The sequence below is a fragment of the Sorangium sp. So ce590 genome, assembly GCF_051521365.1.
In the GTDB taxonomy this organism is placed as follows: Bacteria; Myxococcota_A; Polyangia; order Polyangiales; family Polyangiaceae; genus Sorangium.
The window spans coordinates 4,771,301-4,787,125 of sequence record NZ_CP150346.1 but is presented as its reverse complement, the minus strand read 5'-3'; the positions used below and the strand labels follow the sequence as shown (position 1 = coordinate 4,787,125).

The following is a 15,825-nucleotide window of genomic DNA, read 5'->3' as shown; positions in this document are numbered from 1 at the left end:
CGCGGGGGGGCGCCCCCCCGCGTTCGCCATCCGACGCCATCTGATCCGAAACACCGCACGCGCTTTCGGCTAGACTCGCCGAGGTGCCCGTCACGCTCCGCATGGCCGGGGATGCTCAGCCTGAGATGACCGCCGGCGAGTCCGAAGCTGCCGAGCTGTTCCATCGGGACGACATCCCGCGGCCGCACGGGGACACCCTGGCCTCGCAGCCGCCACCGCACAGCGATGCGCCATCAGTCCACAGATCGGCGCCCCCTGCGCGCAGCGAGGCGCCCCCTGCGCGCAGCGAGGCGCCGTCAGTCCACAGATCGGCGCCCCCTGCACGCGGCTCGGCGCCCCCTGCACGCGGCTCGGCGCCTCCTGCACGCGGCTCGGCGCCCCCTGCACGCGGCTCGGCGCTCCCGCCGCCCTCGGCGCGCGGCGAGGCCCACATGGCGCTGCCGCCCCTGCCGCCGCTGCCGGCGCGCAGTGACGGGTTCGCTGCGCGCCGGGGGAAGGTGAAGCAGGTACCGCGCGCGCGGCGCTGCCCGACCTGCAAGCTGACCTTCTCCGGCGACTCCCGGTTCTGCCCGTTCGACGGCGACCCGCTCGCCGACGCGCCCGACTGGAACCCGTCGGCCGATCCGCTGCTCGGGCGCACGATCGACGGCCGCTACGACGTGCAGGCGGTGGTCGGTGAGGGAGGGATGGGGACGGTGTACGAGGTGCGCCACAAGTCGCTCGGCCGCCTCTTCGCCCTGAAGGTGCTCCGGCGCGACATCGCGCAGGACGCCGAGCTCGTCGCCCGCTTCATCCAGGAGGCCAAGGCGGCGGCGGCCATCGGCCACCCCAACATCGTCGCGGTGAGCGACTTCGGCGCGATCGAGGTCGAGCCGGGGCAGCCGGAGCTGCCGTTCTTCGTCATGGAGTTCCTCACCGGGACCTCCCTCGCGTCGCTGCTGCGCACCGAGCGGACGCTGCCGTCCGAGCGGGTCGGCCAGATCATGCTCCAGTGCGCCGCGGCGCTCGGGGCCGCGCACGCGGCGGGCGTCATCCACCGCGACCTCAAGCCCGACAACGTCTACCTCGTGCGCAACGGCGATCAGGAGTTCGTCAAGCTGCTCGACTTCGGCGTCGCGAAGGTCGCGGGCGGCAAGCGGCTCACCCGCATCGGCATGGTGTTCGGGACGCCGCACTACATGAGCCCGGAGCAGGCCGAGGGGAAGCGCATCGACGCGCGCGCCGACATCTATGCGCTCGGCGTCCTCATGTACGAGTGCTTCGCGGGGCGCGTCCCCTTCGAGGCGGACACGTACATGGGCGTGCTCACCAAGCACATGTACATGTCGCCCGAGCCGCTCGAGCAGGTGATGCCCGACGCCTCCGCGCTCGGCGCGTTCGGCCCGATCGTCATGCGCTGCCTCGCGAAGAACCCCGAGGAGCGCTTCGCCTCGATGGCCGATCTCGCCGCGGCCATCGAGCTCGCCGTCGAGGCGCCGGGGCGCGCGACCGTCACCATGCTCCAGGACGAGCACCCGCGCCGCGAGCCGCTGAAGCTGCGCGCGCACGACGAGATGCTCGGCCCCGTCCAGGTGCCCAGGGAGCCGTCGGAGCCGCTCTCGATGGCCGCGCGCGTCGCGATCGCGCTCGCGGCAATCCTCGTGCCGATCGCGATCGCCTTCGGCTTTCGCGCGCTCCGCGCCTCGACCCGCGCGGTGCCGCCCGAGGCCGCCGCCGCCGGCGCCGTCCACGCGACGACGGCGGTCGGCGCGGCGCCCGACGAGCCGCCCGCGGCGGCGGCGGCGGCGGCAGCGGCCCCGGCCCCGAGTGCGGCGGCCGCGCCGCCTGCGCAGGAGCCGTCCCGCCCGCACGGGGCGCCCGCCGCGAGCCCGGCGAAGCCGGCCGCGGCGACGGCCCGCCCGGCCGCGCCTGCCGCGTCCCCCGACAGGCCGCAGGCGACCGGCGATATCATCGATCCCTGGAAGCACTGATCGCGCGGGCGGCCCACGACGAAACCTGGCCTTTGCAGGCGTCCTGTGCGCACGATGGGCGCCGTCGATCGCCGGGCCCACGGCGGCGGGACGAGCGATCGACGGCAGCGGCGACGCTCCGGGCGGAGCGCTTGACAGCGTCCGCTCGGGCTCGCCATCCTTCGCGAGGCGGAAACCTCTAGTGGCCAAGCAACAGCTCCTCCTGGTCGACGCGGATCCACGCAGCGTTCGGGTCCTCGAGGTCAGCCTGAAGAAGGCCGGTTACAGCGTGACCACCGCGACGGATGGAGCGGACGCTCTCGCGAAGCTAGAGGTCTCGACGCCGGACCTCGTCCTCAGCGACACCCGCCTGCCCCACGTGGACGGCTACGCGCTCGTCCGCAAGATGAAAGAGCACGCCGACTGGGCGTCGATACCGGTTGTCTTCCTCACGAGCCAGCGGTCGATCGAGGACAAGATCCGCGGGCTGGAGCTCGGGGTCGAGGACTACCTGACCAAGCCGATCTTCGTGCGCGAGCTCATCGCGCGGGTGACGCTGCTGCTCGCGCGGCGGACGCGCGAGGGGATCACGACGCGCCATTTCTCGACCACCGGGCGGACGAGGTTCTCCGGGTCGATCCTCGACATGAACGTCGTCGATCTTCTGCAGACGTTCGAGGTGAGCCGGAAGAGCGGGATCGTCCACCTGTCGCACGGGGACAACGAGGCGCAGGTCTACTTCCGCGAGGGCAAGGTCGTCGACGCAACGCTCGGTCGGCTCTGCGGCGAGGAGGCCGTCTACCGCGCGCTCCTGTGGAACGAGGGGACGTTCGAGGTCGAGTTCTGCAAGGTCGACAACCCCGACGTGATCGAGACGTCGACCCAGGGCCTGCTCATGGAGGGCATGCGCCGGGTCGACGAGTGGGGCCGGCTCCTCGAGGCGCTGCCGTCGCTCGCCACCGTCTTCGAGGTCGACAGCGAGGAGCTCCTGGAGCGGCTGAACGAGATCCCCGACGAGCTGAACGGGATCCTGCGCCTGTTCGACGGGAAGCGGACGCTGATGCAGGTGGTCGACGCGTCCCCGTTCGAGGATCTCTCGACGCTCTCCACCATCTCGAAGCTCTACTTCGAGGGGCTGCTGGTCCCCGCCGCGGCGCTCCCGCCCGACGACGTGGTGCCGAGCGAGCCGGAGGCGGCGTTCCACGACGAGTTCTCGCCGCTCTCGTCGCCGTCGGGGGCGCGGCGCTCCAATTTTCCCGACGGCGTGCCGGGGAACGCCGGCTCCGACGATTTCGGGGATGCCGCCGTGGTTCCGGCGCCTCTCTCGACCCGGCTGTCGCCGGCGATGCTCCCGCGCTCCCGGCCCGGACACGAGCTGCCCGCGCCGGCGGCGGACCCCGACGCCGAGTCCGCCGGGCGTCCGGTGACGGCCCGCAGCGCGGTCCACGGGGCCGCGGCGGTCGGCCGGGCGACCGTCGCGAACGCCACGGCGGGGCGCTCGGGCGCGGCGGGGCGCGCGCCGTCGGAGCCTCCGCGCACGGCGGGGCGCGCGCCGTCGGAGCCTCCGCGCACGGCGGGGCGCGTGCCGTCGGAGCCTCCGTGGAGCGCCGCGCGGCGCTCGGGCGGCGCAGCACTGGGCCGGGCGCCGTCGGATCCTCCGCGGGGCGTCGCACCGGGCGCCGAGGCCGCCCAGGCTTTGCGCGCGCGTGCCGAGATCGACATCGACAAGGACACCACGCTCACCAGCAGCGACGAGGCCCCGCTCACGCGACCGCTGGTGACGCCGCGCAGCTTCGCGCAGATGCACCGCGCCGCGAGGAGCGACAGGCCCGCGGCCGCGACCGCTCCCGCCGAGCAGCGCCCCCGATCCAGGCCGCCCGAGCTGTCCGCGTCGACGCCGTCCGAGCCCACGGCGGAGCCGGCCGCCGCGCCGCCGACCGTCGGCGACGAGCGCGCCGCCGCTGGACCTCCGCCGACGACGCCCACGCTCCGGCCCCGCCCGCCGAGCGACGCGCCGCCGGCCGTCACCATCCCACGCGAGGCGCAGGCGCCGCAGCGCAGCGAAGCGACGGCCGCGGAGGCGCGCTCGTTCGACGACGCCGCCGCGGCGCCGCCGACCGGCGCGGCGCCGCCGGCGGGCCTCGCGGCGGCGCTGGACGACGCGCCCCCGAGCGACCCCGGGCCGATCAGCGAGAGCGAGCGCTTCTTCCTCGGCGGAGGGGTGGACGCGCCGGAGCGGATCCTGACGCAGGAGCATCGCTCCGCCGAGGACACCGACACCACCGCCGGCGCGGTCGAGGCCACGCTCTGGCGATCCCGCCCGGAGGAGCGCCGGGCGCGCATGACGCGGATCGTCGCCGGCCTGGTGACGGCGCTCGCGATCGGGGCCGCCAGCGTCTGGCTGATCAGCCAGACGCGGCACCCCGTGCCCCCGGCTCCGGTCGACGCGCCCCTGCAGGCGGAGGAGCAGAGCTCCAGCGCCACGATCGAAGCGGCTCCGGCCGCGCCGGAGGCGGAGCCGACCGCCGCGGCGGGGCTCTCCACGGCGACCCCGGCCGACACCTCGACCAGCGAGCCGGCCGACCTCGCGCCGGCCGCGCCGGCCGCGCCAGCCGCGGCGAGCCCGGCCGCGCCGACCGGAGCGCCCGTCCAGCAGGGCTCGCCCGCGCCCGCCGTCCCGGCGGCGCCGCCGGGCGCCCCATCGACCGCGGCCCAGGCCGCCGCACCGGCGCGGGCGGCCCCGCCGAGCGCCCCGGCGCCGCCACCCGCTGCGCCGGACGAGGAGGGCGGGTCCCTCTCGGCCCGCGTGATGCGCGCCCTGGAGTCGGGGCAGGCCGGCAAGGCGGTGCAGCTCGCGCAGCAGCTCACGTCCGCCTCGCCGGGGAGCGCCACGGCGTGGCACCTGCGCGGCGCCGCGGAGCAGGCCGCAGGGCGCGGCGGCCGGGCCTCGTTCCGCAAGTGCGCCGAGCTCTCCTCGGCCGATTCCCCGCTCGGCGCCGAGTGCCGCGCGCTCGCCGGCATGCCCTGATCGCGCGGGCCGCGCGCGCTCAGCGCGACCGCGACCTGAGCCGGGGATCCAGGGCCAGGGCCGCGAGGTCGAGCGCCACGGTGGCGAGCACGATGGCGGCCGCGGCGAAGAGCACCGTCCCGACGATGAGCGGCCCGTCCCGGTTCTGCAGCGCCTCGACCGCCATGCTCCCGACGCCCGGCCAGCGGAAGAGCTTCTCCGTGACGATCGCGCCGCCCGCGAGCGCGCCGAAGTCGAGCGCGGCGAGCGTGGCGAGCGGCAGCAGCGCGTTGCGCAGCGCGTGGACGACGAGCGCGCGCAGGCGAGAGGCGCCCTTGGCCCGCGCGGTCCGGATGAAGTCCTGACGGAGCAGCGTCCGGAGCTCCTCGCGGACGATGCGCGCGTAGAGGGCGCTGCCGAAGATGCCGAGCGTCAGCGCCGGCAGGACGAGCGAGCGCATGTGCTCGGTCGCCGTGGCGCCGTACCCGTCGTACGGCAACAGCCGGAGCTTGTAGGCGAGCACGTACTGCAGCGCGGGGCCGATCACGAAGGTCGGCGCGCTGGCGCCGAGCAGGGTGGCGCCGAGCGCCGCGTCCTCCCAGGCCGTCCCGCGGCGGGCCGCCGCGACGATCCCGAGCGCGAGGCCGAGCGCCAGCTGCACCACCAGCGCGGCCAGCGCGAGCTCGACGGAGCGCGGCACCTTCGCCTCCAGCAGATCCACGACCGGCTTGCGGTAATGAAAGCTGTAGCCGAGATCGAGGTGCACGCCGAGCGGCCCGGCCGCGCAGCTCCGGTGCTCCGGATCGCCGCGCGCGCCCTCGGGCGGTACAGCGGCGCCGCCGTCGCCCCGCGCAGGGCCGAGGTGGACGAGCCGGCGGACGAACCGCGCGAACTGCACATGGACCGGCCGATCCAGCGCGTAAATCGTCCGCACGCGCTCGAGATCCGCCGCCGAGGCCTGCGGCCCGACGAGCATCCGCGCCGGGTCGCCGGGCAGGAGGTACGCGATCCCGAACGAGACGGCGGTGACCCCGGCGATCAGGATCGCCGCCCACGCGAGGCGCCGGAGCAGGTGCGCGAGCGCGGCGCCCATCGCGGGAGCGCGGCCCGATCGAGGCGAGGAGGCGCGGCGCGCGTGCGGGGGGCTCATCGCGGAAGGGCGGCGCGCGCGAGCAGCGCGCGGAGCGGCCGGGCGGAGGGGGACGTGCCCGCGCGCGGCCCTCCGCCGGCCGCGGGCCGGGCGGACGGGTCGAGCCAGACCTCGTGGAAGTGCCACGGGATCACGGCGGAGCGCCCGTAGCCGCGCATGTAGGGGTGCCAGAGCTCGAGCTGGCGCATCGTGTACGTGGGCACCCAGGGCGCGTGATCGCGGACGACGCGCTCGGCGCGGGCGTAGAGCGCGAGGCGCCGCGCGCGGTCCTGCTCCGCGTGGGCGGCGTCGAGCGTTCGATCGAGCTCGTCGCTGCTGAAGAAGGCGTAGTTCTGCGAGCCCTCGTCGCGGATGGCGCGCGTGGAGAGCGTCGGCTCGAAGACGCTCGCCGGATCGGGGAAATCGGCCTGCCATCCGACCCAGCCCATGGGGACGGCGCGGCGCCGCGACGCCTCGGCGAGGTAGGTCGCCCAGCTGACGAGCCGCAGGCGGACGCGGAGGCCGATCGTCGCGAGCTGCTGCTGGACGATCTCGCCGATCGCCTGCTCCAGGGTGTCAGGGATCGCGATGTAGTCGACGACGCCTGGGTAGCCGCCTTTCCCGGTCGCCGGGTCGTACGCATAGCCGGCCGCGGCCATCTGCGCGAGGGCGCGCGCGGGGTCGTGCCGCCGCATCGGCTCGTCGCGCGGGGGGCCCGGGATCGACGGCGGCAGCACCCGGTCGAGGGCGACGAGATCGGGGCGCACCTTCTCGAGCACGGAGGGGTCGAGGGCGAACGCGACCGCGCGCCGCACGGCGAGCTGGTCGAACGGCGCGAGCTCGGTGTTGAGGAAGACGGCGTTGGTCCGGTTCCGGTTCACCCAGCGCATGCGCCCCTGCCACCGGGGATCGGCGCGGTAGGTCGACGCGTCGATCGCCGTCAGATCGCGCAGGTAGTCGAGCTCGCCCTCCTCGAACTTGTAGCGCTGGGTCGTCGCGCGCATCCCGGTCTGCCACTCGATCGCGTCGAGGTACGGCAGGCCCGGGCGGAAGTACCCCTCGTGCCGGGCGAGCCCGATGCTGCCGTCCTGGTCCCACCGCGCGACGCGGAACGGGCCCGCGCCGCACGGCGGCGGGGGGCGCGCCGCATCGACCACGGCGCCGGACGAGGGGCACACCGGCGCCATGAACGCGAGCGTCATGCGGGGCAGGAACGTCGCGTCCGGCGCGCGCAGATCGATCGCGACGGTGTGATCGCCGAGCACCCGCACGCCCGCGAGGTGCGGCGCCGCGCCCGCGTGGAACTCGGCGAACCCCTCGATCATGTCGTACTGGCTCGCGCCCGGGCTTGGCGTCCCCGGGTGGAGCGTCCGCTCGATCGAGCGCTTCACGTCGGCGGCGCGGAGCTCCGCGCCGTCGTGGAACCGCACGCCCTCGCGCAGCGTGAAGACGTACGTCCGGCCGCCGCGCTCGACCGCGATCGCGCGCGCGAGCTCGGGCGCGAGGCGGCCGTCCCGGTCCCACGTGACGAGGCGGGCGAAGACGAGCTCGGCGATGGCGCTCGAGAGCTCGTCGTAGGCGATCGACGGGTCGAGCGTGCGGGCGTTGACCGTTGTCGCGAGGCGCAGGGTCCCGCCCCGCACCGGCGCGCCGGAGGCCGCCTCGTCGCCGAGGGGAGGGCGCACGCGGCGCGGCGAGCCGCCCGAGAGCAGGAGCAGCGCCGCGCCCGCGACGAGCAGATCGACCGGCAGGCGCCGGCCGCGCGGGAGCTCGGCGCCGGCGGGATCGAGCGCGTCGCGGAGCCCCTCGCTCGCGCGGTGGAAGCCGAGCACGGCGAGCAGGATGGCGAAGCCCGGCGCCGCGACGAGGAGCGGCTTCACCCCGAGGTACGGCTCCGCCTCGTGCAGCATGCGGCCCCAGGTCGCGGTCGGCGGCTGCACGCCGACGCCGAGGTAGCTGAGGGCGGCCTCGGCGAGGATCATCTGCCCGGCGTTGATCGTCGCGAGCGCGAGCAGCGTCCCGCCGACGTTCGGCAGGACGTGCCGCCGGACGACGTGCAGCGGCCCCGCGCCGAGCGCGCGCGCGGAGGCCACGAAGTCGCGCTGCGCGAGCTCCACCGTCTTGGCCCGGACGACCCGCGCCGCCCCGGTCCACCCCGTGAGGCCGAGCACGAGCAGGATCGTCCCCGCGTCCGCGCGCCCCACCGCGACGCCGATCGCGGTCACGAACAGGAGGTAGGGCAGGGCGAGGATCACGTCGACGAGCCGCATGAGCGCGCCGTCGAGGGCGCCCGCCCGCGTGCCGGCGGCCATGCCGGCGGCGACGCCGACGAGCGCGCCGAGCCCCGTGGCGAGGGCCGTGGACGAGAGCGCGATGGCGAGCGAGAGCCGCGCGCCGTGGGCGAGGCGCGCGAGGAGGTCGCGGAAGAGCGGGTCGGTCCCGAGCCAGTGGGCGGCCGACGGCCCGGGCGGCGCGCCGAAGGCGTCGCGGGACAGGCTGAAGTCGCTCGCGTTGGGGTCGTGGCCGACGACGGCCGGCCCCGCCGCGGCGAACAGCGCGAGCAGCGCGACGATCCCGAGACCGAGCAGCGCCGACCGGTCGCTCAGGAAGCGCCGCGCCGCGTCGTCGCCGAGGAGGGCCCGGCCCGCGCGCTCGCCCGCGCGCGCCGCGTCGCGAGCGAGCCGGGCCCAGCGCGCGGCCGGCGTCACCGCTTCCCTTCGAGGAACTGCGTCACGAGCGCGACGAACTCCTCGGGCCGCTCCTCGTGGGGCGAGTGCCCGGCGTCCATGATCTCGAGCATCGCGCCCGAGATCTCGCGGGCCAGCCGCTGCGCGCTCGCGGCCGGGAAGATGCGGTCGTCGCGCCCCCACACGACGAGCGTCGGCGCCGTGATCCGCGTGAGGCGCGCGACGACGGGGCGCGCGTCGAGCACCGCGCGTATGACCGCGTGGGCGCTCTCGCGCGCCGAGGGGGCGTTGAAGAGGTCGTAGTGCCGGTCGACGCGCGACAGCGGCACCGCCGCGTCCGCGCGGAACACGTCGTCGCGGAAGAACGACCGGAACATCCTGCGGCCGTGGAGCTGCTTGAAGACGATGCCGCCGACGATCGGCAGGAGCGGGAGCTTCATCCGGAAGCTCATCGGGAACGGGTAACAGAGCGCGTCCTCCAGGACGAGCCGCTGCACGAGCTCCGGGTGGTCGGCCGCGAGCGTGATGGCGACGGCCGCGCCCATGGCGTGGCCGACGAGGTGCGCCCGGCCCACGCCGAAGGCGGCGATGAGATCGGCCACGGCCTCGGCGAACGTCTCGATCCCGTAGGCGTACCGCGCCGGGCTCGGCTTCTCGCTCTCGCCGAACCCCGGCAGGTCCGGGACGATGACGTGGAAGCGCTGGGCCAGCGCGTCGATCACGTCGTCGAACTCCAGGTGGCTGACGAGGAAGTTGTGGATCAAGAGGAGCGCCGGGCCGTTGCCGGCCCCGGCGACCAGGACCCGCATCCTGACACCCCGGGCGGTGACATCCCTGATGACGCGCTCGACGGGTCGGGGGGCGGCGGGCGAGGCCGCGCCCCGACCCTCGCTGGCAAGGGCCTTGGCCATGGTGGCGACGAGACTATCAGCCCTTTTGTCTGAAAGGACCGATGTGTGTCAGGGTGAGGGCCATGCCGCTCCACGAGCCCCGCTGCGGGACGGGCGCCTCCTCGCTCCCACCCGTTGCGCTCCGCGTCGCAATTTTCCCGCCTCGCACCCGGGTTCCCGATGTGCGGAGCGGAACGACCCCCGGTGCCGACGGACGAAAAATGTCCGAGTCGTGTCAAGAACCCCGGGAAAGCACCGCGTCCCGCGACAGCCACACAATAATCGTAGTCGCGTCAATTGACTGTATTCCATTCAGTGGAATAGAGTCGCCCGCGTCGGTTGGGTAGGGCCTCCGGCAATCGATGGGAGGACCGGTGCAAAGGATCCCCGAGGACGTGCTGAATCGCATCGAGCGGGAGCACGCCCAAGGGATTACCTCGAGCGATATCCTCGAGCTGTTCGCGGCGCATGGCATCAAGTTCAGCGAGGCGACGCTCCGGAAATATGTGCAGCTCGGCCTCCTCCCGCGCAGCGTGCGGGTAGGGCGCAAGGGCAAGCATCAGGGCTCACAGGGGATGTATCCGGCCACGGTAGTCCGCCAGGTTCAGCGCATCAAAGAGATGATGGCCCAGGACTACACCATCGAAGAGATCCAGCGTGAATTCCTGTTCGTGAGAGGTGATATCGAGGAGCTCGAGCGCACGATGACCAAGGTCTTCAATGCGCTCAGGGACGCCGCCAAAGAGAGGCGGAGCGAGACGAGCGGCAGGGCGATCGCCCTGGACCTCGCGAGCGCGGAGACGCTCGCGCGGGAGCTCGTCGCGAAGCTGGCATTGATAGAAGAGCGCTTGATGGCGCAAGCGCGGCTCACGAAACAGGCGGCATCCTCTTGAGGGGCCGAGTCGCAGGATCTCTCGTCTTCGTGAAGTGAATGGGGCCGCGAGCGCGGCCCCTCCTGGGGTTGACGCGATCGACGGGACGGGCGTGGCTCGTTTCGTCGCGATTTTTTAGGGACGGCATCCGGCGTTACGTCGGGCAAGGAGCGGGATCTCTTTGCGCTCGAGCTGGGACTCGGGCGCGTGGGGAGACGCGCGCGCTTGAGAGCGGAGACGCTACCAAACGGAGGCAGCGCATGGCGACGGTGTCTGACAGCGAGCTCGAGATCTTCGGCCTGGACGGAGCGGATGCGGCAGGGGGTGACTGCGAACCGGCGGGCTCCAGTGAGCCAGTCGTGGAGGGCGCCCTCGCGCTCCAGGCAGACCCCGCGGCGCCGGGAAACCCCATCACGCGCGAGCAGCGCAGGTCCCGGAGGAAGCGCGAGATCCGGGCGCGGACGATCAGCGTCAAGCGCATGACCAAGCGCGAGCTAGAGATCGGCCGGATGCTGTACCCCGAGACCGATTACTACAAGCCGGGGACCCGCGCCGAGTGCGTCGACGGCCCGAGGCCGTGCCCGTACGTCTCGTGCCAGCACCACCTCTATCTCGACGTGTCGGCCAGGACGGGCGCCATCAAGCTCAACTTCCCCGATCTCGAGGTCTGGGACATGAACGAGACGTGCGCGCTCGACGTCGCGGATCGTGGCGGCACCACGCTCGAGGACGTGGGGGCGATCATGAACCTGACGCGCGAGCGGATCCGCCAGGTCGAGGTCAAGGCGCTCGCGAAGCTCGAGGCGCTGAAGGACATGTCGGCGCTGCGCGAGTTCGTCGACGAGGGCCCGGTCGGCAAGCGCCGGCTCCCGGTGCTGACCCAGCCCGAAGAGGACGAAGACGAGGACGAGGACGAGGTCGCGCTCGACGAGGATGAGGACGAGGGCGAGGGCGAGGGCGACGCGGAGGACGAAAGCCTCGAGGCGACGCCCCCCGAGCGGACTGCGGAGCTCGAGGACGCCGGCGACTTCGACAGCGGGGAGTGATCAGTCGGGCCGGGCCTCCACGGTCACGATCGCGTCCGCGCCGAGCGCGCCCGCCAGAAAGGCGCGCCACGCGGCCAGCGTAGCCTTCGCCGGCGGCGTCCGGGGGGCGCGGCCGTTGAACAGGTGGATGAGCCGGCGCCGGGGCTCCGCGAGCGCGTCGCGCTCGCGCCGGGCGACCTGGGCCTCGGCGCGACCGAGGTCGGCGTCGGTCACCCGCTGCGCGAGGCCAGCGAGGAGCTCCTTCACGCGGGCCGAGGCCTCGTCGAGCTCCGCGCTCGGCGCCCGGATCTCGACCGCGAGCGCCGCCGCGCGCGTGCCGCCGAGGACGCGCGCGCTCGCGCGGGCCGCGAGCTGCCGCCTCGGGGCCGCGGCGTCCGCCGCGGGGAGGGCCGCCGCGCCGAGGGCGGCCGCGAGCAGGCCGCCTTCGCCGTTGAGGGCGGCGACCGTGATCTCCGCGAGCTCGCGGGCCGCGGCCTCGCGCGCGGCCGGGAGCCGCGCGCCGACGACGGCCTGCGAGAGCGGCGTCCCGGCCGGGAGGCGGGCGTCGTGGTGACCGAGCCGGGGCACCACCGCGCCGTCCGGTGAGGCGCACCCGCGCGGCGCGAGCCGCGGCGAGAGCCATCGCTCGGCGGCCTCCGTCGCTGCCGCCGCCTGCGACGCGTCGGCGTTCGCGAGCACGGCGAGCCGGAGCGGGCCGGTCGCGAGCGCCTGCCAGCGGAGCTGCACCGTCTCGAGCGCGCCGCTCGCCACCCGGTCCCAGACGCCGAACGGCTCGACCCAGGACGGGTGGTCGGGCGCGATCGCGGAGGCGAAGGCCTCGAGCGCCGCGGCCCGCCCGCCGGAGAGGCGCTCCAGGTGCTCGAGCGCCGCGGCGCGCGCCAGCGTGAGCGCCTCGGGGCCGGGCGTCGTCGCCGCGACCGTGCGCGCGGCGGCGCTCGCGACGCGGCGCCCGAGCTCGGCCGGGGTCTCGCGGTCGTCGCGGAACGGCGCGTGCGCGATGACTCCGACGGCGTCCGCCGTGACCCAGGGCTCGATCGTCACGTCGAGCTCGCGCCGCCGGGTCTGCACGGCGGCGAGCGCGGCGAGCGCCGTCGCCCCCGCGTCGTACACCCCTTCCTCCGCGACGCCGCACGGGCTCGCGAGCAGGACCCAGACCTCGCCTTGCCCGCGCTCGACCAGCGTGCGCCGCTCCAGGGCGGGCTGGGCCTCCGCCGCGAGCGCGCGCCCGAGCTCCGTCTCGAAGAGCCGCTCGCCGGCCTCGCCCGGCGCCGCGGGCCTCGGCGGCTCGGCGCGCGGGGGGAGGCCGAGCGCCGTCGCCCACCGCTCGGCCGGCGCGTTCGGGGCGGAGCCCGAGAGCGCCCACCAGGCGGCGCGCGCGCCGGCGTCGCGCGGGTCCTGCGCGGTGAGGATCTGCCGCGTGGCGGTGGCGGGGCCCGGCGGCGCCGCGAGGCCGCGGCGGATCTCCTGCCGCGCCACCGCGACCGCGAGCGCCGCCGAGGCCTCGACGGGCGGCGCCGCGGGCAGCTCGGAGGCCTCGATGGTCACGCTGACGCAGCCGCCGCGCGGGCGGGCGACCCCGAGCACCTCGACGGTGCGGAACGGGGAGGGGAGCGCCGAGAGCCGCGCCCGGAGCGGCGACCCCGGCGCGCCGAGCCGCTCGGCCGCGGCGACCGCGGCCTGCGGGCTCGCGACGCGCACGGCCACGGTGACGCGGGCGGCCCGCCGATCGAGCTGGTTCGTCGTGTACACGCCGATCGTGTCCGCCGCCGGCCACGCGTCCGCGGGCGGGCCGCCCGCGGGCCAGCGGTCGACGCCCTCCGCCGCGCGGGCCGCCTCCGCGCAGAACGCGGCGGGGCCGACCGCGGCGATCGAGGTGCGCCCGGCGTGCAGCGCCGCGGTCCGCCACCCCTCGAGCTCCCGCACGCCCGCGGGCGTCGCCAGGTCGACCACGGGCTCGGCGCCCGCGAGGCCCAGCCGGCCGGTGCACGCCGCGACCGGCGAGAGCTCCGGCGCGTCGAGGGGGCTCGCTCGGAGCGCCTGGAGCCGCTCCGTGGCCCGGGCGACCTCCGGGCTGCCGGCGGCGATGGGCTGCGCGAACGCCGCCGAGAGCGCGCGCAGGAACGGCGCGACGCGCGCCGCGTCCCGGACGAGCAGGCGCACGCGGAAGGCGCTGCGGTCGATGCGCGCGTCCACGTCGAAGCCGGCGGCGACGAGCCGCGCCTCGACCACGCTGGCGAGCGCCGTCGTCGCGACCGAGCCGAGATCGGTCGCGACCGAGACGACGAGCGCGGGCGCGGGGTCGCCCTCGCGGGAGACGAGCGTGAGCCGCGGCCGGGCGTCGAGGTTGCGCACCTCGATGCGGCCGACGCTGCCCTCGGGCGTCGAGACGAGCGCGCGCCCCGGCGCCGTCGGGCCGCCGGGCGCCGCGCCGCTGCAGGCGGCGAGCAGGACGAGCGGCAGCGAGAGCGCGGGCCTCAGGGAGCGCATGCGTCGTCGGCCGGCAGGGCGGCGCCCTCCAGCTGGAAGTCGGCCGGGCATCGCGGGGCGATCTTGAAGCCGTGGAAGTAGGTGAGCACGCCGGTGACCGAGCCGAAGGACGCGCCGCCCCCGAGGGGCGGCCCCTCGGCTTCGAGATCGTAGAGCTCGTTCGAGAGGCTCGGGATGTCGTCGCCGAGCACGCCGGCGCCCACGTTGATCCGCGCCGTGTACCGGCCGTCGCGCCTCGTGGGGTCGCCGACGGTCTGGACCCCCTCGATCTGCACGAGCATGCCGAGGTAGCTGCGCGCGGTCGCGTAGCTCGTCAGCGCGTCGAGCGGCACGCGGATCGGCTTCGCGGGGCCGTCCTCGAACCGGAAGCTCATGGTCCCGCCGATCTCGGGCAGGGTGCGGCAGCCGGGGAACCGGCCGGAGGAGGGGCCGCGGAACTCGGTGAGCACGCCGAGCAGGTCGACAACGTCGCCGGGGAAGAGCCGCAGGTCCGGGGGGCTGAACGCGGGCTGGAAGACCGTCATGCCCGAATAGGCGACCGGCTCGTCGGCGCGGTCTTGCACGTAGTAGTTGCCGTGCGCCCCCTCGCCGGTCTCGTCGAAGCGGTCGATCGCGATGAGCGTCGCGGCCGTGACGCTGACGCGGCGATCGGCCGGCACCCCCTCGCAGCCCTCGCTGTCCTGGGTCCTGGGATCGGCGTCGAGCCACGCGGCCTTGCCGACGAGATCCGTGATGCGGGCGCCGCCGCCGCGCTCGTCGGCGAGGGGGATCGAGGGGGCGTCTCCGTTGCCGCCGCCGCACCCGGCGAGCAGCGGGACGGCGGCCACGGCGGCGGCGGCGGCGAGCGCGGTGGTGATGCGGAGCGGGGGGCCCATCCTCTCCGGCTCATACCACAGGGCCGACGGCCGCCGAGCCCCCTTCGGGGGAGGGGGTGGCTCAGGCCGCGAGGCTCGCGCCGGACAGCATCGCCTCGAGGCGGCTCTGGATCTTGTGCCGCTTCGAGTAGACCGTCTTCACGCTGATGTGCATCCGCTCCGCGATCTGCTCCGGGGGCAGGCCCTCGCCGAAGTAGAGCGCGACGAACTCGCGGTCCTTGTCCGAGAAATCGTGGAGCACCTGCCCCACGATCGCGGCGCGCTCGCGGCGCTCGGCGTGCTCCTGCGGGGAGGGGCGCTCGCAGGGGAGCTCGACCGCCGCGTCATCGAGCGGGGCGCAGCGCGGCGCGCGCCGCGCCCCCCGCAGGTGGTCGTAGGCGCAGTGGACGGCGAGCGTGCCGATCCAGGAGCTCAGCCGCGTGCCGCGGTCCGCGTCGAAGGTCCGCAGCTTGCGCATGTCGTTCGAGAGCAGCTGCATGAGCAGCGTCGCGTGGATGTCGCGGATGTCGTCCTGCGCCACCACGGCGGAGAAGCGGGCGATCACGCCGCGGATGCAGCGGTGGACCAGCCGGTCGTACCGGGCGTGGAAGGCGCGCCAGGCGCGCTCGCTCCCTGCGATCATCTCCTTCACCAGCACCCCATCGGCGCCGTCGCCGAGGTCTTCCGAGCATCCCTTACCGCAGAGAGGCAAGTCGTTGGGCATGCCGGAGGTCAAAGCACCCGACGTGCCAGCGCCGTCAGCGCGGATAGCAGGGCGGCTCGTCGGCGGCGTGCGGCCGTGGCCCTGTGACCGCACCTCGCGAGCTGTTAACGAGGGTTCACTGCGCGCCGAGGACAGCGCGCAGGCGCGGCTTTCAAGCGCATCTCCGCGGGTACGAGCGAC

Annotated in this window: 10 protein-coding genes; 4 read left to right on the top strand and 6 right to left on the bottom strand. The window is 75.2% G+C overall.

Annotated features, from left to right (window positions below; translation table 11 throughout):
* Nucleotides 1–431: 431 nt before the first annotated feature.
* On the top strand, nt 432–1,970 hold the full coding sequence (locus WMF28_RS17950; RefSeq protein WP_437603462.1) for a serine/threonine-protein kinase: 1,539 nt from the start codon (nt 432–434) through the stop codon (nt 1,968–1,970).
* A gap of 181 nt (nt 1,971–2,151) precedes the next feature.
* Entirely contained in the window at nt 2,152–4,977 is a 2,826-nt protein-coding gene (locus WMF28_RS17945; protein WP_437603461.1) for a response regulator, read from the top strand.
* Between the two features lie 19 nt (nt 4,978–4,996).
* Here WMF28_RS17945 and WMF28_RS17940 read toward each other — a convergent pair whose 3' ends face one another.
* The 3 genes from WMF28_RS17940 to WMF28_RS17930 are packed head-to-tail and all read right to left on the bottom strand — an operon-like array spanning nt 4,997 to nt 9,683.
* Nucleotides 4,997–6,049: an ABC transporter permease gene (locus WMF28_RS17940; RefSeq protein ID WP_437603460.1), complete on the bottom strand. Its 1,053-nt coding sequence runs from the start codon at nt 6,047–6,049 to the stop codon at nt 4,997–4,999.
* 53 nt (nt 6,050–6,102) lie between these two features.
* Nucleotides 6,103–8,793, bottom strand: coding sequence for an ABC transporter substrate-binding protein (locus tag WMF28_RS17935; RefSeq protein ID WP_437603459.1), 2,691 nt, complete (start codon nt 8,791–8,793; stop codon nt 6,103–6,105).
* Nucleotides 8,790–9,683, bottom strand: coding sequence for an alpha/beta fold hydrolase (locus WMF28_RS17930; protein WP_437603458.1), 894 nt, complete (start codon nt 9,681–9,683; stop codon nt 8,790–8,792). Before WMF28_RS17930 ends, WMF28_RS17935 begins: the two co-directional genes overlap by 4 nt.
* A gap of 374 nt (nt 9,684–10,057) precedes the next feature.
* Between WMF28_RS17930 and WMF28_RS17925 the strand changes: the two genes are divergently transcribed.
* Both WMF28_RS17925 and WMF28_RS17920 read left to right on the top strand, forming a co-directional pair.
* The gene (locus tag WMF28_RS17925) at nt 10,058–10,555 is read left to right on the top strand and encodes a MerR family transcriptional regulator (RefSeq protein WP_437603457.1); all 498 of its coding nucleotides are present in this window, start codon (nt 10,058–10,060) and stop codon (nt 10,553–10,555) included.
* Between the two features lie 239 nt (nt 10,556–10,794).
* Nucleotides 10,795–11,580, top strand: a complete 786-nt coding sequence (locus WMF28_RS17920) for a sigma factor-like helix-turn-helix DNA-binding protein (RefSeq protein WP_437603456.1) — start codon at nt 10,795–10,797, stop codon at nt 11,578–11,580.
* On the opposite strand, the gene WMF28_RS17915 is transcribed toward WMF28_RS17920, so the two are convergent.
* The 3 genes from WMF28_RS17915 to WMF28_RS17905 form a co-directional block, all read right to left on the bottom strand.
* Nucleotides 11,581–14,067, bottom strand: coding sequence for a hypothetical protein (locus WMF28_RS17915; RefSeq protein WP_437603455.1), 2,487 nt, complete (start codon nt 14,065–14,067; stop codon nt 11,581–11,583). It lies immediately after the preceding gene.
* On the bottom strand, nt 14,055–14,942 hold the full coding sequence (locus WMF28_RS17910; RefSeq protein ID WP_437603454.1) for a hypothetical protein: 888 nt from the start codon (nt 14,940–14,942) through the stop codon (nt 14,055–14,057). Before WMF28_RS17910 ends, WMF28_RS17915 begins: the two co-directional genes overlap by 13 nt.
* Nucleotides 14,943–15,003: 61 nt before the next feature.
* Nucleotides 15,004–15,645, bottom strand: a complete 642-nt coding sequence (locus WMF28_RS17905; RefSeq protein ID WP_437603453.1) for an RNA polymerase sigma factor — start codon at nt 15,643–15,645, stop codon at nt 15,004–15,006.
* Nucleotides 15,646–15,825: the final 180 nt, after the last annotated feature.